Annotated in this window: 20 protein-coding genes; 8 read left to right on the forward strand and 12 right to left on the reverse strand. The window is 44.8% G+C overall.

Going from position 1 to position 24800, the window contains the following annotated elements:
• Positions 1–9 precede the first annotated feature (9 nt).
• Together ACED53_RS14710 and ACED53_RS14715 are read right to left on the reverse strand one after the other, a co-directional pair.
• Positions 10–795 (reverse strand): TetR/AcrR family transcriptional regulator, encoded by a 786-nt coding sequence (locus ACED53_RS14710; protein ID WP_017099755.1) that lies wholly within the window; start codon positions 793–795, stop codon positions 10–12.
• Positions 796–1018: 223 nt separating this feature from the next.
• Positions 1019–1201: a hypothetical protein gene (locus ACED53_RS14715; RefSeq protein ID WP_069591697.1), complete on the reverse strand. Its 183-nt coding sequence runs from the start codon at positions 1199–1201 to the stop codon at positions 1019–1021.
• A gap of 207 nt (positions 1202–1408) precedes the next feature.
• On the opposite strand from ACED53_RS14715, the gene ACED53_RS14720 reads away from it, so the two are divergent.
• Positions 1409–2188, forward strand: coding sequence for a hypothetical protein (locus ACED53_RS14720; protein WP_102579977.1), 780 nt, complete (start codon positions 1409–1411; stop codon positions 2186–2188).
• Complete coding sequence (locus ACED53_RS14725) at positions 2109–2885, forward strand: hypothetical protein (protein ID WP_009847007.1); 777 nt, start codon at positions 2109–2111, stop codon at positions 2883–2885. The genes ACED53_RS14720 and ACED53_RS14725 overlap by 80 nt, the downstream gene beginning before the upstream one ends.
• A gap of 327 nt (positions 2886–3212) precedes the next feature.
• On the opposite strand, the gene ACED53_RS14730 is transcribed toward ACED53_RS14725, so the two are convergent.
• The 3 genes from ACED53_RS14730 to ACED53_RS14740 form a co-directional block, all read right to left on the reverse strand.
• Positions 3213–3707, reverse strand: a complete 495-nt coding sequence (locus ACED53_RS14730) for an outer membrane beta-barrel protein (RefSeq protein ID WP_009847008.1) — start codon at positions 3705–3707, stop codon at positions 3213–3215.
• Between the two features lie 143 nt (positions 3708–3850).
• Positions 3851–7933, reverse strand: coding sequence for an ATP-dependent RNA helicase HrpA (hrpA, locus tag ACED53_RS14735; RefSeq protein ID WP_102579976.1), 4083 nt, complete (start codon positions 7931–7933; stop codon positions 3851–3853).
• Between the two features lie 227 nt (positions 7934–8160).
• Positions 8161–9474, reverse strand: a complete 1314-nt coding sequence (locus ACED53_RS14740) for a MipA/OmpV family protein (RefSeq protein ID WP_017101160.1) — start codon at positions 9472–9474, stop codon at positions 8161–8163.
• Between the two features lie 81 nt (positions 9475–9555).
• On the opposite strand from ACED53_RS14740, the gene ACED53_RS14745 reads away from it, so the two are divergent.
• The 3 genes from ACED53_RS14745 to ACED53_RS14755 all read left to right on the forward strand — a co-directional run bounded on the left by ACED53_RS14745 (position 9556) and on the right by ACED53_RS14755 (position 12954).
• Positions 9556–10041: a hypothetical protein gene (locus ACED53_RS14745; RefSeq protein WP_017101161.1), complete on the forward strand. Its 486-nt coding sequence runs from the start codon at positions 9556–9558 to the stop codon at positions 10039–10041.
• Between the two features lie 24 nt (positions 10042–10065).
• Complete coding sequence (locus ACED53_RS14750; RefSeq protein ID WP_017101162.1) at positions 10066–12111, forward strand: alkaline phosphatase D family protein; 2046 nt, start codon at positions 10066–10068, stop codon at positions 12109–12111.
• 393 nt (positions 12112–12504) lie between these two features.
• Complete coding sequence (locus ACED53_RS14755) at positions 12505–12954, forward strand: TerB family tellurite resistance protein (protein WP_017100319.1); 450 nt, start codon at positions 12505–12507, stop codon at positions 12952–12954.
• A gap of 33 nt (positions 12955–12987) precedes the next feature.
• On the opposite strand, the gene ACED53_RS14760 is transcribed toward ACED53_RS14755, so the two are convergent.
• The 6 genes from ACED53_RS14760 to ACED53_RS14785 all read right to left on the reverse strand — a co-directional run bounded on the left by ACED53_RS14760 (position 12988) and on the right by ACED53_RS14785 (position 18142).
• Entirely contained in the window at positions 12988–13425 is a 438-nt protein-coding gene (locus tag ACED53_RS14760) for a hypothetical protein (protein ID WP_029222865.1), read from the reverse strand.
• A 5-nt stretch (positions 13426–13430) separates the two neighbouring features.
• Positions 13431–14129 (reverse strand): helix-turn-helix domain-containing protein, encoded by a 699-nt coding sequence (locus ACED53_RS14765; RefSeq protein ID WP_032499115.1) that lies wholly within the window; start codon positions 14127–14129, stop codon positions 13431–13433.
• A 418-nt stretch (positions 14130–14547) separates the two neighbouring features.
• Positions 14548–15243: a hypothetical protein gene (locus ACED53_RS14770; RefSeq protein WP_009847016.1), complete on the reverse strand. Its 696-nt coding sequence runs from the start codon at positions 15241–15243 to the stop codon at positions 14548–14550.
• Positions 15244–15259: 16 nt separating this feature from the next.
• On the reverse strand, positions 15260–15616 hold the full coding sequence (locus ACED53_RS14775) for an antibiotic biosynthesis monooxygenase (protein WP_017100317.1): 357 nt from the start codon (positions 15614–15616) through the stop codon (positions 15260–15262).
• 369 nt (positions 15617–15985) lie between these two features.
• Positions 15986–16516: a 3'-5' exonuclease gene (locus ACED53_RS14780; protein WP_009847018.1), complete on the reverse strand. Its 531-nt coding sequence runs from the start codon at positions 16514–16516 to the stop codon at positions 15986–15988.
• An 87-nt stretch (positions 16517–16603) separates the two neighbouring features.
• The gene (locus tag ACED53_RS14785) at positions 16604–18142 is read right to left on the reverse strand and encodes a sensor domain-containing diguanylate cyclase (RefSeq protein WP_017100316.1); all 1539 of its coding nucleotides are present in this window, start codon (positions 18140–18142) and stop codon (positions 16604–16606) included.
• A gap of 348 nt (positions 18143–18490) precedes the next feature.
• Here ACED53_RS14785 and ACED53_RS14790 point away from each other — a divergent pair, with 348 nt between their 5' ends.
• The 3 genes from ACED53_RS14790 to ACED53_RS14800 all read left to right on the forward strand — a co-directional run bounded on the left by ACED53_RS14790 (position 18491) and on the right by ACED53_RS14800 (position 24075).
• Positions 18491–19123, forward strand: a complete 633-nt coding sequence (locus ACED53_RS14790) for a DUF2760 domain-containing protein (protein ID WP_017100315.1) — start codon at positions 18491–18493, stop codon at positions 19121–19123.
• Positions 19123–21096 carry an Hsp70 family protein gene (locus ACED53_RS14795; protein WP_017100314.1) on the forward strand — a complete coding sequence of 658 codons (1974 nt, stop codon included), beginning with the start codon at positions 19123–19125 and terminating at the stop codon, positions 21094–21096. The genes ACED53_RS14790 and ACED53_RS14795 overlap by 1 nt, the downstream gene beginning before the upstream one ends.
• Before the next feature lie 138 nt (positions 21097–21234).
• The gene (locus ACED53_RS14800; protein ID WP_029225412.1) at positions 21235–24075 is read left to right on the forward strand and encodes an Hsp70 family protein; all 2841 of its coding nucleotides are present in this window, start codon (positions 21235–21237) and stop codon (positions 24073–24075) included.
• Positions 24076–24247: 172 nt separating this feature from the next.
• Here ACED53_RS14800 and ACED53_RS14805 read toward each other — a convergent pair whose 3' ends face one another.
• Positions 24248–24463, reverse strand: a complete 216-nt coding sequence (locus tag ACED53_RS14805; protein WP_017100312.1) for a hypothetical protein — start codon at positions 24461–24463, stop codon at positions 24248–24250.
• Positions 24464–24800: the final 337 nt, after the last annotated feature.

Consider the following 24800-nt stretch of genomic DNA (forward strand, 5'->3'; position numbering starts at 1 on the left):
AATGGAAGATTATCGACCTACTGACTCTAGGTAAGCGACTTCTTCACTGAACAGTTCTTGTTCTACACGGCGCCAGGTTTTGCGGTAATCCCAATCGCTAGAAAGGGGCTGCCAATTTAGGCCGTCTAGTAGCATGTTCGCGTTATGTAATACTGAATACGGGTCTTGTAACCGCTTGATACAATGACTGTTTGATGCGTTCTGAGACAAGGCATTTGAACCAAATGCGATTGACCAGTTAGCAAACACGATGGCATCTGAACCCACACCAGAAGAGAACTTAAGGTCACCGGCTTCTACTGCTCGGTTTACCATTGAATCGGCTTGTTCAATCACCAACTCTTCCAGTTCATTCATCTCGGTTACACGTGCACTAGACGCTTTCTCTAGTACCCACGGGCTTTTCGCCATGATCGCACAGGTTGATAGTACCGGTTCCATGCGAACATAGATTCGGTAAGCAACGTGCAGTGCGACAATCTTTTCACGTGTGTTGCCTTCAAACTCTCCAGAGCGAGCAAACATTAATGCCTCGGTCTTTAAAGAGTGAATACACAAGGCTAAAACCACGTCTTCTTTGCTGCAAAAGTGATTGTATATCGTACCTTTAGAATAAGAACTTGCTGCCGTTAGCCTATCCATCGTGAGGTTTCCGAACCCTTGTTCTCGAACCAGATCTTTTGCTAACAACATCAATTCTACTTCTCGGTCTGCTATAGACTGCTGCTTTTTAGACAACACGCCTTTGCAACCAAAGATACCTTGTTTATCGCCTTTACAACCAAAGCCAAACATAATTTCTCAGTCCGTATTTGAGCTTAGCTATCATCTAAGCTTCGCCAGTATTTAAAACGCTCCTATCCAATATATTAACACGAATAGTAAATTCATGTAGTTAACCATTTTGTGACGCTTCGTCATTTATGACTTATCGTCATAATAGCGCAAATATTGATCATATCAAGGTGTTTCATAAAATTAAATTCACGTTATGAATAGATGTGAAAACCATCAATAATCACATCGCGTTACTCACCAGCCTGCCGTCATTAACTGGCATAGCATCAGTAACCAACATAAGATCAATAACCGACACAGCATCACTAACCAACGCGGCATCACTAACCAACACAGGAAGAAGCGCCTTAGTTTGGCGAAACCAATACAAGCCCATTACGCTGTCTTCATCTAAATAGAGCATGATGGTTTAGGACAGTCAGCTATTCGAGCCGAATGGAGGGGTACGTAAACCACGAGAATGAGTGAGTTCAGGTTCACTTTTTGGTGCAGACCTCTCCTTATGGTTAATATTTGGCTTACTAATGCCGTTTTCTACTAAGTTGCTATAAATTAGGTAAGGGGTGACTTACAATAGTGACAACGACTTACCTTTTTTGAGAACACGATATTGAGCGCCAAATATTCTTATTTAGCTTGGCAAGTGAATACTTCTAGCCCAGCAGAAAAGCTTGTTTTATTGATGCTTGCAGACGGTGCTGACGAATTCGGCTACACCAATGTGTGCTTACAAACAGCAGGTCAACTTTGTGCTCTCTCTACGTTTGGTTTAGCCGACTGCCTTAAGTGTTTAGTCGACCAAGGTTTTCTCGATAAGATAAAAGTAGATTATCGAGATCAAAAAGAGATTCACGTTTTCAAAATGCTCATTGAGCAAGAGCAAGCTACGGCGCACGTTGAGGTTCAACCGACCAACAGTATTCCTGTCTACTCTACGGCACCTGCACCTGCACCTGCACCTGCACCCAAGTTTCAGCCTGCTCCGGCACCGATGCAACACATGCAGCATGCCCCTCGCCCACAAGGCCGAGGCTCAATGAACAGCAACACCGTATCTACTCATGATCTCAACGAAGAAGAGATACCATCATGGGCAGAACGTGCGTTTAAATTCTCCGGTTTGACCGGTGACCATAGTTTAGTATGGAAGAAATTTGTCCTCTGGTATAAAGCCAAAGCCAATGAATTAATGCCACTATCTCGGATTGAATCCAAGCTGCAGTACTGGCTAGTTAACGAGAAGCAAAATGAAAGACAACAACAGCAGAAGACCTCTCAATATTCAGGAAATGCAGGACAAGCTCAAGGAAATGGGTATCGACAAAAGCTTAGCCCATCTGAACGCTTCAGGCAGCAGCTCATTCAAAAAGGCAAAAAGCCAACCTTCTGAGCCAGCTTCACCTGTTGTTCCTGACTCTACAGGCTCTGTAGTACCTGAGGTTATTGAAGCACAGAGCACTGAAGTAGCGACACCCAATGCTGCTAGCACGGGTTCGTCTCAACAAGTGCCTGTTGTTGACCAAGATCCCGCAGAGTTGGAGCTGACCGATTGGTGTATCCATGTTTTCGGTTCTTTCTTGAGCGTGTACGAAACTCAGTGGGAATACCAATACGGTAGTGAGCCAAGCGGAAAGTTTCTTGAGTTTGCCCACTCTGTTGACTCAGACGGCCTTAACCGCGTGCTAATGCACTGTCATGAACGTATTCAACTTGGCAACAGTTGGCCGCCGCAAATGGGTGAGCTTTGGATTCTAAAGGATTCATTAACAGAAGAAGAGCTGCTTGATAGCCGCATTCGCGTGTTGTCACGCACAGCTGTTAACAACATTGAAAAGTGGCTTATCCAAAACAAGCTGTACGACTTGAAACGCACCGCTGAAAACAAGCTTGATGGCCTGTTTAAGAAGTACTATTTGGAAGCAAAACGTTTAGATGAGAAAGGCATGCTAGAAACTGAATTACCGCAGTTCCTTCTTGCTGCTAACTCCGTAAAGAACCTGAACGATTTAAAACGTGAAGAGTACGAAAGCCAACACGGCAAAGCGATTAACCCAAGAATTCAGAAAATTCTAAACAGTAAAAAGTAGCCTTCTACGGTCTACGGTCTACGGTCTACGGTCAGAAAATACCGTCAAGATTACCCGGTCAATAGATACAAAAATGCCAGCTATCAAGCTGGCATTTTTTATGAGTTTTTATACCAATCACAGTAAGTAAATGATCATAAATAGCGCCGGAAAAAGGCTTGAGAACAAGGCAGCAATTTTTGATAAGTAGTTATTCTACAATCAAAATTTCTAACGAAGTTATCGAGCGTTTTAACTAGCTAGGATGAACAGTTATTTACTACGATTGGTATTATAAACCCATCAAACAATTATCCGACCGCTATTTACGATCGCCTTACTGATTAATTACAGTAGGTGGATAGTTGCGTTTAGAGAGAAAACGCCTGAGTCGTCATCTTTCATGTTGAAGTTTTGGTAGCTAGCGCCTACAGATAGTGGGCCAAAGATGAAGTATTCTGCGCCTACACCGTACATGATATCAACTTCGTCTTGCTTGAAGCCGTTCGCTTTAAGCTCGTAAGAGTGAAGACCACCCTTCGCGTATACGTGAAGAGGACCAAAGTCGATGCTTGGTTTGATTGCTAGGTAAGTTGTGCTTGCGTCTAGTTTAGTCAGTGTTTGGTTGCCGTATTTAACACTGTCGAAAGAACCTAGATCCCAGTAACCCGCTTCAACACCAATAAATGGAAGGATGCCCGTACCCACGTGGATACCCATCGCTGTCTCTTCTTGATTACCTAATGAGTTTTGACCACCCATTGCGCCGCCGTACAACCAAGAATCAGCCATCGCTGTTGAAGATGCACCTAGCAGTGCTAGAGCCAATAACGTTTTTTTCATATTCGACCTTTTTCGTCCTGTTGGCAGGCCTTGCGTGGTAATGAATTGCCACCAAGTCGCCCTGTATGTAATAACTATTCAATTAGTAATGCAACAAGCAAGATTTATACCCAAACCTTGCCATTGCGTCTAGCTTTATTCGTTTAGCAAGCATCAATCGCGTTTTTAACACGCTTATCTGATACTGGGTAAGGTGTACCGAGTTGCTGTGCGAAGAAGCTTACACGAAGCTCTTCTATCATCCAACGCACCTCTTTTACATTTTCTGGAACCGCGATCCCTTTTGGAATTTTATTCAGCAGCTCTTTGTAATCATTCATTACAGAGTCCACTTTGATCATATGAAGGCGATCTTTATTCGGGTCAATCGGCAGTTTTTCCATTCGGCGCTCTATCGCTTTCATATAGCGTAGAATATCCGGCAAGCGTTTCCAGCCGCATTCTGTGGCAAACCCCTTAAAAATCAAACCTTCTATTTGAGCTTTAATGTCTGAAAGCGCAAATGCCATTGAAAGATCGACACGCCCTTTCAGCTTCTTACTGATGGCGAATGCCGTGGTTAAGATGGTTTCAACCTGTTGAGCAATCTCAACAACTGTGTCATCCAACTCCGCACGTACGTGTTCTTTTAGAGCTTCAAACTGTTCTGGCTCCCAAACTATGCCGCCCTTCTGCTCAATCAGCTTATCAATACCACAAGCGATACAGTCATCGATAAGATCGAGCACCTGTCCGTATGGGTTGAAGTACAAACCGAGCTTAGATTTGTTCGGTAAATTCGAGTGCAAGTATTTGATCGGCGATGGCACGTTCAACAGAATTAAACGACGCTGACCCGATTTCATTGCGGTGATCTGCTCTTGTTCTGTTTCGAACAATTTGATCTCTACGCTGTCTTTGGTGTCCACCAGTGCTGGGAAGGCTTTAACATCATAGCCACCACGTTTCTGTTGGTAGACTTTTGGTAACTCACCAAAGCTCCACGTATGCAGGTTTTGCTGCTCGATGTCATCGTCTGCCACTTTAGAAAGTGTTTCTTGAACCTTGTCTTTCAGGCTCTCTTTCAACTCATGCAGGTCTTTCTGCTCTTTCAGTTTGCGCTTGCGATGATCCACAGCACGGAATGTTACCTTTAAGTGCTCTGGAATCTGGTCTAACTTCCAGTCATCACGTACCACTTCCACACCGGTCATACGGCGCAGCTCTTTCTCAAGGGAATCCAATAGTGGAGCTTCAAGCGGCGTAACACGAGCCAAGAACGCATCAGCGTAGTTTGGCGCAGGCACAAAGTTACGGCGTAGCGTTTTTGGTAACGACTTAATTAGGCTAATCACCAGTTCCTGACGTAGGCCTGGGATCTGCCAATCAAAACCGTTCTGGTCTATTTGGTTCAAGATAGGCAGCGGAATGTGTACCGTTACACCATCGTTGTCGTCGCCCGGCTCAAATTGGTAGCTCAGCTTCAGCTTGATACCATTTTGATGCCAGAAGTTCGGGTAATCCAAATCAGTAACGTGGCTAGCATCGCCTCGGAACAGCATCGACTTTTCAAAGTTAAGCAGTTCCGGTGTTTTCTGGCTGGTCTTCTTCCACCATGTGTCGAAGTGACGTCCTGAAACTGCCTCTTCACCCACACGCTGGTCATAGAAATCGAACAGTTCATCATCGTCGATCAAGATGTCACGACGACGCGATTTATGTTCTAGCTCTTCCACTTCTTGTAGAAGCTTACGGTTTTGTTTGAAGAAGGCATGTTTAGTTTCCCACTCACCTTCAACAAGTGCGCTACGTACAAACAGCTCACGGCTGACGGTTGCGTCAATCGCACCATAGTTCACTAAACGTTTCGGGATGATTGGGATTCCGTAAAGCATCACTTTTTCGTGAGCCATTACTGCCGCTTGCTTCTTCGACCAATGTGGTTCGCTGTAGCTACGCTTAATCAAGTGTTTCGCTAATGGCTCAATCCATTCAGGCTGAATTTTGGCGATAACACGGCCCCAAAGTTTTGAGGTCTCCACAAGCTCAGCAGACATGATCCACTTAGGCTGTTTCTTAAATAAGCCAGACGCAGGGAAGATATGGAAGCGTGCGTTACGAGCACCTTGATATTCATTCTTCTCTTGGTCTTTCATACCGATGTGTGAAAGCAAACCTGATAGCAGAGACATGTGAATGCCATCGTAGCTACCCGGTTCTGTATTCAGCTTGGTATCCAATTCACGCATCGCTTGGTGAATTTGGAAGTACACATCTTGCCATTCACGGATACGTAAATAGTTTAAATAATCTTGCTTACACTGTTTGCGGAACTGGTTACTCGACAGCTCTTTTTGTTGCTGCTTAACGTAATCCCAAAGGTTCACAAACGTGATGAAATCCGACTCTTTATCGAAGAAGCGCTTGTGCTTATCGTCAGATGATTGTTGCTTGTCTGATGGACGCTCACGCGGGTCTTGAATCGACAATGCAGAGGCAATCACCATTACTTCGTGCAAACAGCGGTTGCTTGGCGCTTCAATCACCATACGCGCTAAACGTGGATCAATCGGCAGCTTAGCGAGCTTACGACCAATTGCCGTTAGCTTCTTCTTATCGTCGCCATGGTTCTTGTTTTTGTTCGCTGACGGTTCAACGGTCGCAATCGCACCCAACTCTTCAAGTAGCCTTACACCATCTTGAATGTTGCGCTTATCTGGCGCTTCAACAAATGGGAATGCTTGAATGTCGCCTAGGCCTAACGCTGTCATCTGAAGGATAACCGATGCTAGGTTAGTACGAAGAATCTCAGGGTCAGTAAACTCTGGGCGTGATTCAAAATCTTCCTCAGAGTACAGGCGAATACAGATACCTTCCGCAACACGACCACAACGACCTTTACGCTGGTTAGCACTCGCTTGAGACACTGGCTCAATCGGTAGGCGCTGTACTTTAGTGCGGTAGCTGTAACGGCTGATACGCGCCGTACCCGGGTCGATGACATACTTAATACCCGGAACGGTTAACGAGGTTTCTGCCACGTTGGTCGCCAGAACGATGCGTCGACCAGTATGAGACTGGAAGATACGGTTCTGTTCACCCGCAGAAAGGCGTGCGTAAAGCGGAACAATTTCGGTATCACGCAAGTTACGTTTACTTAAAGAGTCCGCGGTATCACGAATCTCACGCTCACCGTTCATGAAGATCAAGATATCGCCTTGGCCTTCATCACACAGCTCATCAACGGCTTCAAAGATACCTTCGATTTGATCGCGGTCTGAATCACTGTCATCACCACCTAGTGGGCGGTAACGCGTATCTACTGGGTAAGTACGGCCTGACACTTCAATGATCGGCGCGTTGTTAAAGTGCTTCGAGAAACGCTCAGGATCGATAGTCGCCGACGTGATAATCACTTTCAAGTCAGGACGCTTTGGTAGAAGCTCTCTCAAGTAACCCATGATGAAGTCGATGTTCAGGCTACGTTCGTGCGCTTCATCGATAATGATGGTGTCGTACTGGCTTAAGAAACGGTCGTGTTGAATTTCCGCCAGTAGAATACCGTCGGTCATCAATTTGATTTGGGTGTTTTCAGAAATTTGGTCGTTGAATCGAACCTTGTAACCAACGAATTCACCCAACTGCGTTTCCATCTCTTCCGCAATACGGTTTGCAACCGAACGCGCCGCAAGACGACGAGGCTGAGTATGACCAATTAGGCCAAAACGACCTCGGCCAAGCTCAGAACAGATCTTGGGTAACTGAGTAGTTTTTCCCGAACCCGTTTCACCCGCCACGATAACCACTTGGTTTTCAGCAATGGCTTTCGCAATATCATCGCGCTTTTGGCTTACTGGGAGAATCTCTGGGTATTCGATGGTTGGTTTCTGCGCAGCACGCTGAGTTGCCGTCATCATTGACTTGGCAATATCTAACGCAATCTCATCGAAGACAGCGTGCTTAGATTGTTCGTTCTTGATTTTACTCGCGCCAGTAATTCGCTTACTCAAACGGAAGCGATCACGCATCATACATTCGTGGAGCGCTTTACGAAGAGATACTGGGCTATTCTGAGATGATTTTGTCTTTGTCGCTGACTGTTCAGCTTTCTTGGCATTTGCTTGTTCAGCATTTAATTGTTTAGCAGGTCGGTTCGATGCAGGCTTATTTGATTTCGCTTCGTTCTGTGGAGAACTTGGCTGTGCTGCATTCTTGTTGTTATCTGCTTTTTCCGGAGACGAAGTCAAAGCGTGTCCTATTCTTGTACTTATTAAACTCGCGCGATTATATCACAAGTCTCAAACAAAAAAGCCTGACAACAAAGGGAAAACCTTTTGCTATCAGGCTGATTAGTCACTCTCACGTTAGTAAAAGCGATGGAAGCGTGACGAACGCAAACCGAATGTTTCAAAAATCACAGTTAAAAACTAAACGCTAAAAACGCCTGTTATAAACTGCCTGCTAAAAAACGCGCTTAAAACTCGTACTGTAGATAAACCGTGTTGTAGTTACTGCCGCCTTTGATTCGACCAAACTGAGAGGCGTTTTCAAAAATAGCAGAGCGGTGATGCAACGAATAGCCGAACCATAAGTTGTTCAGGTCATTCTTACTCATTAAATCACCTACGTTTACGTCGAACGAAAAGTCGAGATAATTAAGCAAGTGGCTCCCGTTATAACCCTTCTCTTTCATCTCTTTCGCTTCGATGTAAGTCAGCGAATCGATGTAAGACATACCTTCTGCCACACCAACACGCCATTGAGTTGGCCAGTCGAAAGTGTAATACGCTTTAATTGCGACAATGTATTCGGTGCTGCTTGACTGAACATCTGAACTCCAGTGATGCGCGATACCTGGCGTTAAGTAGATGTCCAATGGGAAACCGAAGATCTCATCGGTTAACGGGTGGCCATAGAAGAATGAGGTCAACTGGTTGTTGTATTCGTCTTTCTCCCTGTTGAACTTCATGATGTCGCCAATATTCGATGGCGTCGCCCAGCCGTGTGCAACACGTAAATACGGCGCATTGCTCAGCTTAGGTTTTGGCGCTTTGGTTTTATCGTTGAAAAAGCCAAAACCAAGGTAAAGTTCGCCTTGATAACGGTCTTCGACAATCGACGAGTCATAGGCGTTATCATCCAGTCGAGTCACACTGGTTGAACCCAATAAATACAAGTTCGAAAACACATGGTAACGCGCTTCTACACCGACATTCAGGTCCACACCTGCGCCGATGGTTTCACTCGCTGCTGAGTAATACTCGCTGTTGAAGTCAGCACTTTTATAACGCAGTGTCGCACGCGGAGTGAGCTCCCAGTCTCCGGTTTCATACTTGGCTTTCGCTCGTAAGTTACCGTGGAAGTTGTATTCACTGTCACTCATAAACTCTGTCTCAAGAGTCCATTGTTCATCCAGTTGATACGTTAACTGGGCACCGAAGTCCGCTGTATCGCCTTCAATAGCGTTCTGTTCAGAAGCTGGAATGTCAATAAAGCGCAGGCGAGATATAGCATTCAGAGACCATTTCTCGTCGTCGGGTTGGTAAAGGTAAGCCCCCATCTCAGTCCCATCAATGAACACATAATCGTTCTTGAAAAATAGCATTGGAACAAAAGAGCTAACTGTTTGGTCGCCACCTGACGTGTCGTAAGGAATACTTGCCGTACGAAACATTGCAGCGATGCCCCACTCTTGCTCTTCAGCGGCCCACGCATTCGTACTTAGGAAAACGCTACTGACGAAAACAACGCCCGACGAAGCGAGAGTCGGTAAATATTTGAGCTTCATTCTTATGTAATTACTCTTTGTAATAAATTTTGTGTTACTGAATAGACATTTATTAGCCATAACGGCTAACTAATTTTAGGTTTGAGCGGCATTGACCGTTACAATGTAGAATATTCTCGGTTAAATGAAAGCATTGTGAAAGTCTCCGAATTACAAAACATTATAGATCACTTACCCAAAGATTCCGATCCGGATATTGTTATTGGTGAGGCATGGTTGCCCGAGCGTTTGGTGAATACCAACCTAGACGGCGACATGCTATTTCTTGAGTTCGACAATGCCCCTGAAGACAATCAAGGGGATGAAGAAGGCCGTGGTTTTGTTGAACACGAAATTGCTATGATTCGTGAAAAACTGGAGCAAGTGTTAGACGACACATCCGATACCAAGACCAAAGCCGATGCCCTATTGGCAATATTTCTAATGGGCCATGAACTTTCTAGCTCGGAAGTTATCGAACTCCTTGAAGCAGATGGTTCTGAAACACCTGAGTCTGAAATGATCGCGCCTGACATAACAGAGCCTGAAACGAACAAGCTCGAAACAAAACAACACCACGACGACTAGCCACCAACGATTTTAGGTACCGTATTGAAACCCTCTACGACATCATCTCTTCCCCTGTTACTCGCCGGACCCATTTTAAGAAAAACGACTGCAACTGAAGTCGTACTTTGGTTAGCCACCAGCTCGCCTCTGACAGGCAGAGCCGAACTTCATACTCAAGAAATAGACGATTCTGAAGCAGCACAAGACCAGCCGTTTTATACCTCATCGCTTGAAGATCATGATTCGATTCAAATCGGTACACATGCGTGGGTAACGCTCATCCGCTTACAAGGTGAGTTCCCGACGAATACACCTCTAGAGTATGACGTTCACACAGAGTCAGGCTCATTAAAAGAGCTCGCACCTCACCTTGTTTTCAACGGTAAATCTCGCGTTGAGTTTAAGATATCGACCTCGGCTGATTACATTCTTCATGGCTCTTGCCGTAATCCACATCATCCAAGCAAAGACAGCCTAGTCGCAGCAGATAACAAGATGGCCGATCAAACCGTCGCTGAAAGGCCCGATATGCTGATGATGAGCGGCGATCAGATCTACGCTGACCATGTGGCAGGCCCAACACTTGATGCTATTCAGCAAGTGATTCAATTGCTTGGCCTAGTGGGAGAGAGCTTACCGACTGACTCGCAAGTTAACCGAATCAACAGCAGTGACGCCTTATTTGAGAGCGAATATCACTTATATCAACGTGATCAGTACTTGCCACACCACACCACTTCAGAATCCATGCTCGATAAGTTCTTCCCGAATCGTGGCGTACCGATTTTTAGCTCTACCGATTGTGAAAACCACTTGGTCACGCTGTCTGAGTTTATCGCGATGTACCTGTTAGTTTGGTCGCCGACACTGTGGCAGTGTGTCAATCGAGAGCGCTTAATTGAGAATAACTTCACTCAAGGTGGACGCCAATTAACACCGACTGAGCAGCAACAGTGGCGTGATGAAAGCGTCATCATGGATGATTTCATTGCTGGCTTACCGCAAGTACAACGTCTGTTCGCACATATCCCTACGTACATGATCTTTGATGATCACGATGTGACCGATGATTGGAACCTTACCGTGGGTTGGGAACATGCCGTAGACCAAAACCAGTTCGCAACTCAAGTCATTGGTAACGGCCTTGCGGCCTACTGGATGTGTCAGGGCTGGGGTAATAAACCGGAGAGCTTCGACGAGACATTCATCGAGCAAGCAAAACAGCTTTTTATCGATCAACCGCGCGTTCTTAAACAAACGCATGACGTTGAACAAACGGACAACCTTAAACAAACGAACAGTGAAACCGGCGATGCCGCGACTACTCACTCTGTTAGCGACATCGAGCCAAACAAGCATCGAGCCTTCATTGAGATGTTGAGTCGCTTTGAGGAGTGGCATTACACAATAGATACTTCACCCAAAGTCATTGTGTTGGATACCCGAACCCGTCGCTGGCGTTCGGAATCTCGTATGAATAAACCTTCAGGTTTGATGGACTGGGAGGCCTTGATTGAATTTCAACATCAATTGATGCATCAAGATAAAGTCGTGATCGTTTCAGCTGCACCGATGTTTGGCGTGAAGTTTATTGAAACATTGCAAAAGATGGCGACTACAATTGGTAAGCCATTGGTGATTGACGCTGAAAACTGGATGGCACATCCGGGCAGTGCCAATACGCTGATCAGTATCTTTACCCATACCAAAACACCGACCAATTTCGTGGTGCTTTCGGGCGATGTTCACTACTCCTTTGCTTACGATATCAAGCTTAGATACCGCCGAAATAGCCCGAACATTTATCAAATCACCTGTAGTGGCATTAAAAATCAATTCCCAGCTCCGCTGCTTAAATTCTGCGATGTGTGGGACAGACTATTGTATAGCCCGCGCTCGATTCTGAACTATTTCACCAAGCGAAAGCGCTTAAAGATCGAGAAGCGGAGCCCAGACAATCAAACCTTCTATCGCCTTTCAAACCGAAGTGCGATTGGTGAATTAAGGCTAGATGAGGATGGTAAACCACAGTTGATCACAACACTTAGCGGTGACGGTAAAACCACCCGCTTTCCTGAACCTTACTAGGGCGTGTTGACCTTTCGAGCTAATTTTTGCAGCGAGTTGCTGGGTATTTATACAAGGCAGAGGCTTCGATGTATAGCTAGCCTACATGAGAAGCCGATAACACAGTAGAAATGACCAGCAAGCGCTGCCCGAAGGGTTCGGGCTGGGCGCCCCCGCAAAAAGCGTTTTACTCTTTGTTGAGGGAGATTTGCTTAGAATGACTAGGCTACTTCCCCCTCGCCGCGATTAAAACGCTTTTATCTCGAACAAAGTTTAACCGCGAAAGGTCAATACGCCCTAAACAAGTGTTCCTTATTGCTGACCTCTTCGTAATGTCAGTTTTAAGTAAAGACGCTTGCGATCACACTCCGTAGGCCCAATAGTAATAATATTCACCAAAACTGGAATGCTCTTATGTTTAACTCACTTACCTCGTTATTTAAACAATTAGTTGACGGCTCTGATTTAGGCAAAACGCCCACTGCCTCACCTAACTTAGCCATCGCCAGCTTGTTATGCGAAGTCGCTGGTGCAGACCACGCGATCAACGAATCAGAGCAACAAGCCAAACTGCACTTACTTCAGCGTTTACTGAACATAACCGAAGAAGAATCAAAAGCTTTATTAACACAAGCTGAGCCTCAAGTTGAACAATCTGTTTCTCTGTACGATTTCACTTCTCAACTGCGAGAGCTTTCGCAGCCGGTTCGCATAGATTTAATCAAAGCTATGTGGGAAGTCGCGCATGCGGATGGAGAGATTGACCCACTTGAAGATTCAGTGATCCGTAAAACCGCAGAACTGCTCTACGTTGACCACAGTGACTTTATCAAAACTAAGCTGAACGTCATCGGTAAAAGCTAACCAAAGGCTCGATACTCACGTTAAGTGACTGGATCAACGTAAACGGTCGCCATGCATGATGCCTTTGAGCTCTAACGGCGTGCCCTTCTTAGTGACATAAAGGCCGCGCTGATTTGATACCAACACACTGCGCTTGCCTTGTGTTTGTTGAATGTATAAGTGCTTGATATTGAATGTCTGCTTATCTTGGGCCTGATCTTGATCCAATTGATAAAAGTAGTAATGATTCCCCCAGCGCAAGAACACGCCAAACATTTGCTTAGTTTGAGCGATATTCCCATCGATATCGTAACCAATGTACTGCATTTTGACTCGACCATTTTCCAATCGAAGTGATATTTTTTCCCAGCCTACCATCGGGTATTCTGCGGAAAATTTATAAGTACTTTTGGTTGCGAGCCCAGAAATTAAGCCTACATTTAGAATCACAAAAAACGTGAGTAAGATAGGCATCCAAAACTTACGATTCATATCACTCACCCTCGCTCATCGTCATTATCGTCATCGCAAGACAAAGATTTAAACTGGTGACTCATCTCTTTCCAGCGCCCGTTTATCAATGCGACGGCTTGGATATTCTGGCACCCAACTCCGATGCGATGCAGATAAAGCGAATCAACACCGAGTTCTGAGACGGTATTGAGTTCGGTTAATAATTCTTGATCAAAATTCAAACTGTCGTGATAAACATCCATGCCACGATAGCTCGTTTTATCCATAAAAAAAACGAACTGATAAAACAGCACGAGAAGAAGCGCGCTGACGACCATCCCTACGATACGAGATTGGTGACGAGTGAGAAAACTCTTAACCCTTCGCTGTTTATGAAGTTCCCGTTGTTGGGGTAATACAGACTCGCTTTTACTGTCATCACTGCGATCACTGTCAGTATTAAAAACCTCTAGCTCAACGGTTTCATTAGGAACATTAACTTGAGCTACTTGAGTTTGAATAGCAGAAATGGGTGTTGATAGATAACCACCAAGCTGTTGAGGCCTGCTAAAACTGTACCCTTGCTTCTGAACCGTTAAAATTTTGCACTCACAGTTCAGTTCATTCAACGCTGTACGAATGTTCTTTATCGCTACGTTTAGCGAGCTTCCTGTCACCACCCGCCCAGGCCAGCAATGTTCAAGAAGGAAGTCTCGGCCAATCGCTTTCGGGCTATTCATCACCAAATGTTCAAGGATCAAACTTTCGGATGAAGACAAGGTGACCTGCTTGTTAGAGCTCGAATTAATGAGAGTATTGTTATTCAATTCGATACCCGAAGCGTCTAAGGTGATCTTATCAGGGCTATTGGCGTTCATTTCGGCGAGGCGTTCATAAATAAAAGGTCATCAAAAAGGTGTTTATTTGGTCGAGCTAATACCAAACCATACATGGAAAAGAAGAGTAATAAGTTTAGTCAATAATTAAGCCAAATATAAGCTCAGCAAGTAACAAGATAAAATAACAACAAGGTGAGCCAGTCACGAAAACTCACTCACCTATGAACATAGCCAAGTTTAACTCTAAACTTGTCATGGTCCTATATTAAGACCTCGTCGTTACGCAATCTGAAAACGAGGTCACAATTTTGTTCTAGCGAAATTATAGTTCCAGTTTGAATCCAAGTTCACTAATCATAACTTCAGCGAAGCCTAACTTTACTGCATTCAACTGACTGGCAACTCCGCGAGCTTGTTCTTCGTTTTTAGCCAATATTGCCATTGAGTAAATGGGTCTGATCATCGCTTTTTGGTTTGGCTTCTCTTGAGCTATTTCTTGATGTTTTAAGTAAGCAGAAGTAATCACGCCTTGAGCGCTCCAATCGACAACCATTTGTAAATCTTGGCTGATAATCTCATCGACAATGAATTGATTCTCAGGCTCTGTCCAAGCGAGTTCGACTGCGTAGTTTTTGAAAGCGACGTCAGTGTTTAACCATTTATTACCGATGTCTCTGATTTCAGTCACCTCGACAAGCTCTTTAAATTGGAATGGTAGGTTACCAATCAACTCTCGAACGTGCTGTTCACTGTCCGCTTCAATCACAAACTTAATCATCGGAAACTTTTTATCCCCAATAAAGCTTTGTGATACGAACATATCGTGTACCAAGCCCGCATCAATCAGGTTGGCAAATGCTTTTTTCTGATGAGGCATTGCCTCAAATACGGCTTGGGCGTCATCGGTTTTCCAAGCCACTGACACGCCGTATGCCGCTGCGTGGGCATGGGTTGAAAAAAGAATGGCTGAAAATAGAAAGCTAAAAATAGCTAAAAAGGTTCCTAGAGTTGTTTTCATTGTGGTGGCTTCCTAATTAGTCGCGAATAATTTCATACAAGTTAGGGTCAGCAGAAACCCCTTCAGTTTTTAAAGGTGGTAATTCTTTTCTCATCGCCTGTATCGCATCATGGAAATGCTTTTTGCTTTCCCACTCTGCAACATTAATAAAACGGTATGTCGCATCCGAGCTTAAAGAGCGGTGCAATTTGGTAGAGATATATCCAGGTTGCTTCACCAATACGTCTCGCGCATTTTCCCAATACGTTAATGTAGCGGCCTCATGGGCCGGCTCGACTGAAAAGGTATTTATCAATACAACGGGTTGTGCCGAAACCAACGCACTTACGCTTAGCGCCCCCAGTGCCAATCCATACTTAATAATGTTCTTCATCCTATTCTCCTTGTTTTGGGTGAGCTAACGCTACCACCTAGCCCTACCCAATCAAGGTCGAGACCTGCGATTTAATATTAATTAAAAAGCTAAATTTCAAACCAATATTATTCACTCGTAAAATAAGCGATGTAGCCATTCACTATTGATAAACCACTTGTTGAAATTAGGTTTCTTGGGATAGTCATTGCCCTTAACGTGAATAGTCATTGCCCTCAATTTGGATCGTCATTACCCTCAAATAACAGGCACAAAAAAACCACCTAATAAGTAGGTGGCTCTTCATTTTAATAACTCACAAGATTCAGGCTAACTTTAAGTGTTTAACCTTTAAGTATTTAACCAAGCGCCTCTCTGAAATACAAACGATTACAACATAGTCAGCGCAAGCTTTGCCAAGTTATAAGCGTCAACATAACCAGAGTGCTGACGACCTTCCCACTCAATGTTTTTCGCTTCTTGAGCAGCACGGTGACCAATACGTTTTTCTTTCAATCGATTCTGAACTCGATAAAGCGTGGCGATATTCAAGAACTCGCTAAACGGAGGTTCGATGCCTTTCTCAATACACTCTTTGTGTAAGATAAGGTCGTCACGTCCCCACGCTGCATAGATTTTTTTTGGTCCACCGAAGTTCTTAATCATCGACTTGATGACAGATTCTAATGGACGACCTTGCTTTTCGATTTTACGAGGTGTTATGCCCGTTAGCTCGGCGCAGAACAGAGAGACTTCATCTTTCTCTGGCTTAACGTAGTATTGTGCTCGCTTGACGATAGTGCCAGATGCTAGATCAATTTCAGCAAGACCAACTTCAATGATCTCGCCTGTTGTTCCCACACCGTCTTCGCTCCAACAGCACATTTCCAAATCGAAACATACCACTCGATTGTGATTCATACGTCGCCTAATTCTCTCGTCAAAAATTTTGTCAAATTGTACATTAGCCCAATACAGAACTCGACCCTAGTTGCATCAAGTGCTCATTTAGCCTGCAATTGTAACGCGATTTCGGCCATTTGACTTACTTAGGTAAAGCATACTATCGGTTTTTTGAAGGAGTTCTTCGATGTCTTCTTTACTGCGGATGGTAGCACCGATACTTAGAGTACAACTCAATAGTTGACCTTTATGCTCACAGTGAGACTCGCTCACCGTATCTAAAATGCATTCTAAATAACGAGCCAGTGCGTCGTGTTCAATGACGCTCGAAATGATACCAAACTCATCTCCTCCCATACGGAAGACATGATCGCCCTCTTTCAAACTGCCTGAAATCAACTGAATTACATGAACCAGTAAGGCATCACCAGCCGGGTGGCCAAATTGATCATTAATCCCTTTAAATTTATCGACATCAAATCCAATCAAGCTAAACGGCTTGTCACCTTGTATCGCTTTATCGAGCACCTTATTAAAGGCTCGTCGATTATAAATCTCTGTAAGGCTGTCATGATTGGCAAGAAAACGGAGTTCTTCCGTTCTTTCATCAATCATTTTATACAGGCGTACTTTTTCTTGGACTTGCAGTTTAACGATATAAGAAAGCAACAGTGAAATAGTCGTGCCCACGAGGGCAATCCCGGCCAACACCAGGTAACCATTAAACGAAATGCATGAGTCTATCTTGAAGTCGACAACCCATTCACGGTTAGTGAGTGTGATTTTCTTGGTGATATGTTGTCCAGTCACACCCTCATAACCTTTCGTTTCGAACAAGACAGGTGCATCTTCGGCTTCAAAACCGACATCACTAACGCGGACATAAACATTCATATCCCCAACCGTCGAAGCCAGCAAGTTCTCAAAATAGTATGTGGTGCGAACCACACCAATTACAACGCCGAGTAAGTTGTCACTCCCTCCCTCAAAGACAGGGTGATACACCAACATGCCACTCTTTTTTGTGTCTTTATCTAGCCCATCTTGTATCAAGCGAACTTTGTCTGAAATATTCGCCTTACGTGTCTGTTTGATATTATCTAGAACGAGATCAAATCGCTCTCTAGAAGAGTAAAAGCCAAGAACTTTGTTGTTTGGTTCTGTATTGGGGAAAATATCGCTAGCAACGAAAGCTGGCTGACCATCCAAAATGTAGCCATAGGTTTTTGCTTGGTTCTTAGGAATGGTATACAGCTTAAAGAATGGGTACTTTTCTTTCATTTTCGCCGTGTGCTCAGCTATCTCGTCTGCGGGCACTTTTTGCATCCACTGCAAGGCAATTAAACTCTTTGAATCATCTATGGTTTGCTTAGCAAAGCGATCAAACTTATCCCAATTTTCAGGGTCATTTGCGTAGAAAAAATTAGCACCAGACCCAATATATGCCACATCATTATCTATAAAGGCTTCCAAGCTCAATGTCTGGTGAGTAGCAAAACTATCCAAATTCATATTCAGCGCACGCTTTTGATTAAGCATGACTAATACAAAGCACAAAACAGTAATCAAAAAACTGACCGAAAATACGACCAACGGGAGAGTTTGTCTCTTCAACCCTGTTAGTGGGTCAGTAGTTTGGGGCATGCGGGTTCCAAATAGGCTCTATTGAATGAAAAGTATATAACGGACGGAAATAATGCTCCATTCATGTTTAGTCCTAAATGTCACATTAAACGGGCATTTTGTAAATTTTACTGCCCCTCATGACCAATAACCAGACAAATCTCGACTAAATTTCAAGCTAACACACTAAAAAGCCACTTGTTTGAAAACATTAAATACACCTCTTAAGCCTTGAATATGCTAGTATCCACCCATATTTATAGCTTGAAAGCGACCGTTTCAGTCTCGTGCTACCGAGTTTCTTTCCAATCTGTATATTCCTTTAAACCGACGAATATACCGTTAAATCAATTTTAAAGAGAAATCACTATGATCGTTGATTTGAACCTAATCCCACAAACGTTTGATATGCTTCACGCAGGCCTGACTGCATCAAGCGTTTTACTACTGCTAATTGCCGTTTCTCGTAAAACCAAAATGGTTGAGAAAGTCGTAGAAAAACCAGTAGAAAAGATCGTTGAAGTTGAAAAGCCAGTTGAGAAAATTGTCGAAGTAGAGAAAGTTGTTGAAGTTGAACGTGTGATCGAAAAAGTAGTAGAAGTTGAATCTAAGCTGGCAACAGCACCAACAGATTCTGCAATGCAGCTACTGTCTATCATGCAGCAAGAAGCTCGTTTAATTGACTTCCTAAAAGAAGACCTAACGTCATTCTCTGATGAGGAAGTTGGCGCGGCAGCTCGTGTTATTCACACTGGCGGTCAAAAAGTATTAGCCGATTACGTAACGCTGTCTCACATCCGCACTGAAGATGAAGAAACACGTATCACTATTGCTGAAGGTTTCAACCCTCAAGAAATTCGCCTAACTGGCAACGTAACGGGTAACGCACCGTTCAATGGCACATTGATTCACAAAGGTTGGAAAGCAACTGACATGAACCTGCCTAAGCTTGCTGAAAACTACGATGCATCTGTAATTGCACCGGCAGAGGTAGAGCTATAATGGAACACCAAACTCAGCCATCATCGCACGAGTCTTCTTCTCAAGAACATACGCCGCAGATGCATTCACAAGAGCAAGCGCCTAAGTTCAGTGTTGGTATCGATTTAGGTACAACACACTGCGTTTTGTCTTACATCGACACAAGCAATGAAGATGCTCGCGTTGAGGTGATGCCAATCCCTCAATTGACGGCTCCAGGTACCGTAGAAACTCGCAGCCAACTTGGCTCGTTCCTATACCAGCCGCACGAACATGAAATGAATGCGGGCTCTCGCGTTCTTCCTTGGTCTTCTGAACCTAAAGCGCTAGTCGGTGCGATTGCTCGTAACCTAGGTTCGAAAACCCCTATCCGTTTGGTCGCAAGTGCAAAATCTTGGCTATGCCACGGTGGTGTTAACCGTCGTGATGCGTTCCTTCCAGCAGGCAGCCCTGAAGAAGTTGAAAAGGTATCTCCGCTTAAGACAACTGAGTTGTACCTTGAGCACCTTAAAGATGCTTGGAACCACGCTAACCCAGAACACAAACTGGCAGACCAAGATGTAACGATCACCGTTCCAGCTTCGTTCGATCCTGCGGCTCGAGACCTAACGGCTGAAGCTGCGCGTAATGTTGGTTTTACTCACCTAACGCTTCTTGAAGAGCCACAAGCAGCTCTTTACAGCTGGATTGATAACAGCAACGATACTTGGCGCGATGAAGTGAACGTTGGCGACATCGTTCTTGTTGTCGATATCGGTGGTGGTACGACTGACCTTTCGTTGGTTGAAGTAACACAAGATGAAGGCAACCTAAGTCTGAACCGTATCGCAGTAGGTGAACATATCCTACTTGGCGGCGACAACATGGACTTAGCGCTCGCTTACCGCCTGAAAATGAAGCTGGCTCAAGAAGGCAAAGAACTGGCTCCTTGGCAGGTTCAAGCGATGACTCATGCATGTCGTGATGCGAAAGAAGCATTGCTAAACGATGCAGAACTCCAATCTGTGCCGATCGTTGTTCCAAGCCGTGGCTCTAAGCTACTTGGCGCAACACTGAAAACAGAACTGACTCAGCAAGAAGTACAACAAACATTGGTTGATGGCTTCTTCCCACAAGTCGCTGTAACGGATCACCCAGTACAGAAAACTCGTGGTGCACTGACTCAAATGGGTCTGCCTTACGCTCAAGATGCGGGTATTACTCGTCATATTGCTGCATTCCTTTCTAAGCAAGCCAATGCGCTTTCTGGAAATAGCGAAGCCGCTCAACAAGATTTCAACCCGTTTGCAAACATGCCAGGTATGCCCGGTACAGAAGCGCCAGCAGCAGACTTCATCAAACCAACAGCGGTACTGTTCAATGGTGGTGTTCTAAAATCTAACCTACTTGCTGATCGTCTTTCAGACACGATCAATGAATGGCTAATTAATGCAGACGCTGAATTCGCTAAACAGCTTTCAGGCTTAGACTTAGACCTAGCGGTTGCAAGTGGCGCTTCTTACTACGGCGCAGTACGTCGTGGTCAAGGCGTTCGTATCCGCGGTGGTATCGCTTCTTCTTACTACGTAGGAATTGAAAGCGCGATGCCAGCTATCCCAGGTATGGCTCCTCCAATGGAAGCACTGTGTGTTGCACCATTTGGTATGGAAGAAGGCTCAAGCGTTCAAGTTCCTAGCCAAGAGTTCGGTCTAGTGATTGGTCAGCCAGTACACTTCCAATTCTTCGGTTCAACAACACGTCGTGAAGACCAAGCAGGTACGCACCTTGATCACTGGGCTCCAGAAGATCTTGATGAGCTTCCTGAAATCCAAGTGACACTGCCTGTTTCTGAAGGTCGTCGCGAAGGTGAAGTGGTTCCGGTGACTTTGGCGTCTCGTGTTACTGAATTAGGCACGTTATACCTAGAAGCGATAGCCACTGACAATGGTCAGAAATGGCATGTTGAGTTCGACGTTCGTGAAGACTCGAATAACGACTCAAACGTAGAAGCATAATGAATCAACGGCACCTTAGCGGGTGCCGTTACTTTATCAATGCGATTCCCTAGCCCTGTATTAAAAGCATTCCAAAGACAATAATAAGACCAAAATTATCCATTAACTGGTCATCACTTTGGCAGAATAAGGTTTTGTATGGCATCTCCTCGTTTTTTAGTCGGCATTGACTTAGGCACAACCAATACTGTTGTCGCTTACTGTGAAATCAACGACGACCTACAACATGCTCCCGTTTCTCTTTTCGATATTGACCAACTCATCGGCCCCGGTGAAGTGGTTCGCAAGCCTCTACTTCCATCATTTCGTTATCATCCCGCACAAGGTCAGATCTCCCCTTCCGATCTCACCATGCCTTGGGAACCGAGCTTAGTTGAAGGCGATATTCAAAATGTCATCGTTGGTGAATGGGCTCGCGAACTGGGCGCAAAAGTCGAAGGCCGCCAAGTATCCAGTGCAAAGAGCTGGTTATCTCACCAAGCGGTTGATCGTAACTCCGACATTCTGCCTTGGGCAGGCGCAACTGACGTCGATAAGGTGTCTCCTGTTGTCGCAAGCGCAAGCTACCTTAACCACATCCGTCAAGCATGGAACTACCGTAACCCAAGCAATAAGCTTGAAGACCAAGACGTTGTAGTCACCGTTCCTGCTTCATTCGATGAGACAGCACGTAAGCTGACACTCGAAGCGGCAGCACTTGCTGGTTTAGGTAAGATTCTATTGCTCGAAGAGCCGCAAGCCGTTTGTTATGACTGGTATGCCCGTCACCAACAAACCGCTACAGACGAACTTCAACAGATCCCGCTGATTCTAGTGTGTGATGTTGGTGGCGGCACTACCGATTTAAGTTTGATCGAAGCGAGCTTCAAATCGGATAACGGTGGCAATCAAGAGCTCGCACTCGACCGTATCGGCGTTGGCGAACACTTGATGCTCGGGGGTGATAACCTCGATTTAGCTCTTGCCCACCTTGCAGAGCAGCGCTTCAATCAAAACAAAAAATTGAATGCTTCGAGCCTAACCAAGCTTATTCAGCAGACTCGCGCCGCAAAAGAGAGCCTGCTTTCTGCTAATGCGCCAGACGATGTGAAGATCACCATGCTGGGCAGCGGTTCAAAACTGCTTGGCGGAACGAAGAGTATTGGTTTAACCAAACAAGAAGTTCATCAGATTGCACTAGAAGGTTTCTTCCCGCTTTCAGAGTTTACGGAAATACCCGACAAACGACGTAGCGCGGTTGTAGAGTTCGGTCTACCCTACGCAGCAGATCCTGCTGTAAGTAAGCACGTTGCCGAATTCCTAGCGACCCACCAGCAAGTATCTAAAGCCGCATTGGAAAAGTCAGACTCTGTTGAGTTTGACGATACCAAACCTGCAATTCCTGTTGGTGTACTACTCAACGGTGGTGTGTTCAACAGTGAGCTTGTCACCGAACGTATTACTCAGTTACTTGGCAATTGGAACGGTGCACCAATCACCGTCTTAGATAACCCTCACCCTGACTGGTCTGTAGCCCTTGGTGCTGTAGCTTTTGGTAAAGCACGCCGTGGTGCACAACTGAAAATCGGTGGTGGTGCCGCTCGTTCTTACTTCTTGCATTTACAAGAGAAGAACAAGATGGGTAAAGCGCTTTGTCTGCTTGCTAAAAGGACTGAAGAAGGCCAAGAGATACGCTTAAACAGCCGTCGTTTCTCGCTGACTTTAGGTGAGCCAGTACGATTTAATCTACTGACTTCAACCCACGATCAAATTGCTCATGACACCGCTATTCAAAATGGTGTGATGGTCAATGTCGACGCTGACTTGTTCTCCCCTCTTCCACCGTATATTTCAACACTGGAAGGTTCAGGTACTGCAGAGCTCCAAGCCAACCAAAAAGAACGCGTCGAAGTATTGCTCGCGTGTCAATTAACAGAAGTCGGCACACTGAAAATGGAGTGTGTGAGTACAGAAGATGACTCTAAACGTTGGTTGCTCGAGTTTGAAGTCAGAAACAAGCAAGGCGATGAGTCTGATACCGCTAAACTTCACCCAAGGCTGGATGAATGTAAGGAATTGATTTCTCGTCTGTACAGCGGCAACAAGAAGAGTGCTGAATCGAAAGAGATCAAAACACTATCGAAAGATCTTGAGAAACGACTCGGTAAGCGTGATGAATGGGACTTCACGACCCTTCGCCATCTGTTTGATACCTTTTCATTAGGTCGTAAACGCCGTCGTCGTTCAGAAGCACACGAGAAAAACTGGCTCCGTTTGGCAGGTTACTCTTTGCGTCCCGGCTTTGGTGATCCAACCGATTCATGGCGTATTGAACAAATTTGGGGGCTCTACCAACAGAACATTCAGTTCCAGAACCATCAAGGTTGGACAGATTGGTGGGTATTCTGGCGTCGTGTTGCCGGTGGCCTGAATCAAGAGCAGCAAGAGAACATCTTGGCTGATATCGCGAAGTACCTTCACCCAGGTGCAATGAAGAACCCTAAAACGGCTAAAGATGCGCAAGACAATGGCTATGAAGCCATGGTGAGATTGGCAGCATCACTTGAGCAACTTGAAGTGGAAGACAAGGTTCTATTAGCGACTTGGTTCTTAAGCAAAGCGATTAACCATAATCAGTTCGAACAGGCTCACTGGTGGGCTCTGGGTCGCTTAGCGTCTCGTACACCGTTATACGGAAGCCAACACAGCGTCATTCCAAGAGAGCAAGCAGAACAGTGGTTACCAAAGCTGCTTGACCAGAATTGGCAGAAAGAGCAGATGATTGCCTTCGCGGCTGTGATGATTTGTCGTAAGACGGGTGACCGACAGTTCGATATCTCTGATGACTACCGTGCTCAGGTTCTTGAAAAATTAAAGCAAAGCAAGGTGCCAGAGTCTTGGTTAACACTAGTAAGTGAAGTTACTGAGCTTTCTGAGAGCGAGTCTAAGCGCGTGTTTGGTGATGCATTACCAAGCGGCTTAAGCCTAATCAATAGCTAGCATTCAAAACGATTAGCTTTAGTTGTTAATGAGTAAAGAAGCTAACAGGAAAAGAAAAAGCCACTTTCGGTTCGTTGAAAGTGGCTTTTTTATTGGTGGCTTAAGGCTGGTATGTTTAGTCGACTTATCGCTTTTTGGTTAAGAGCCTCAGCCGTGTTGCAGTTCATCATTGTTAATGTTTCGTTCCAGTTGGATTGATAGGAAAATCCGTATTTTCATAAATATCAGATAACTTTTTCGGTTTTTTCTCTTTGGCTCCTTTGTTCGCTTGATTATGAGTTTCGCTTAAAAGCCATTCCTCATGCATTTTTGCTGAATCCAAAAACTCTGGATCTTCCATTGCTTCCTTGCGAAGTTTATTTACACGTTCGAGAGTATCCCAAATCATAATACTTCACCTCCACTAAGGCAGTAATATAAAGATAGCTCAACCCCACAAAACTTCAACTAAGCCAATGAGATAGCGATCTCAATTTCTAAATTTAACTGCCTCTATGTCTGTAAAAATAGTCATCCTCAGCTGAGGTAAAATAATCGTTTCCTCCCGGTGATCTTCGAAGGTCGTTAGGCATAAAAAAAGCGAGCTCAATGCTCGCTTCTTGTCTGTCTATCTGTTGATCGGATCGCCAACACTCGGCTTTGTTGCGTAATTAAATTTAAAGATAGAACTACCCCGTTTCGCGTATTTCTTAATCAATACGACAAGTTTCAGGCATACCTAACCC

Source organism: Vibrio sp. 1F169 (genome assembly GCF_041439605.1).
Lineage (GTDB): Bacteria > Pseudomonadota > Gammaproteobacteria > Enterobacterales > Vibrionaceae > Vibrio > Vibrio tasmaniensis_A.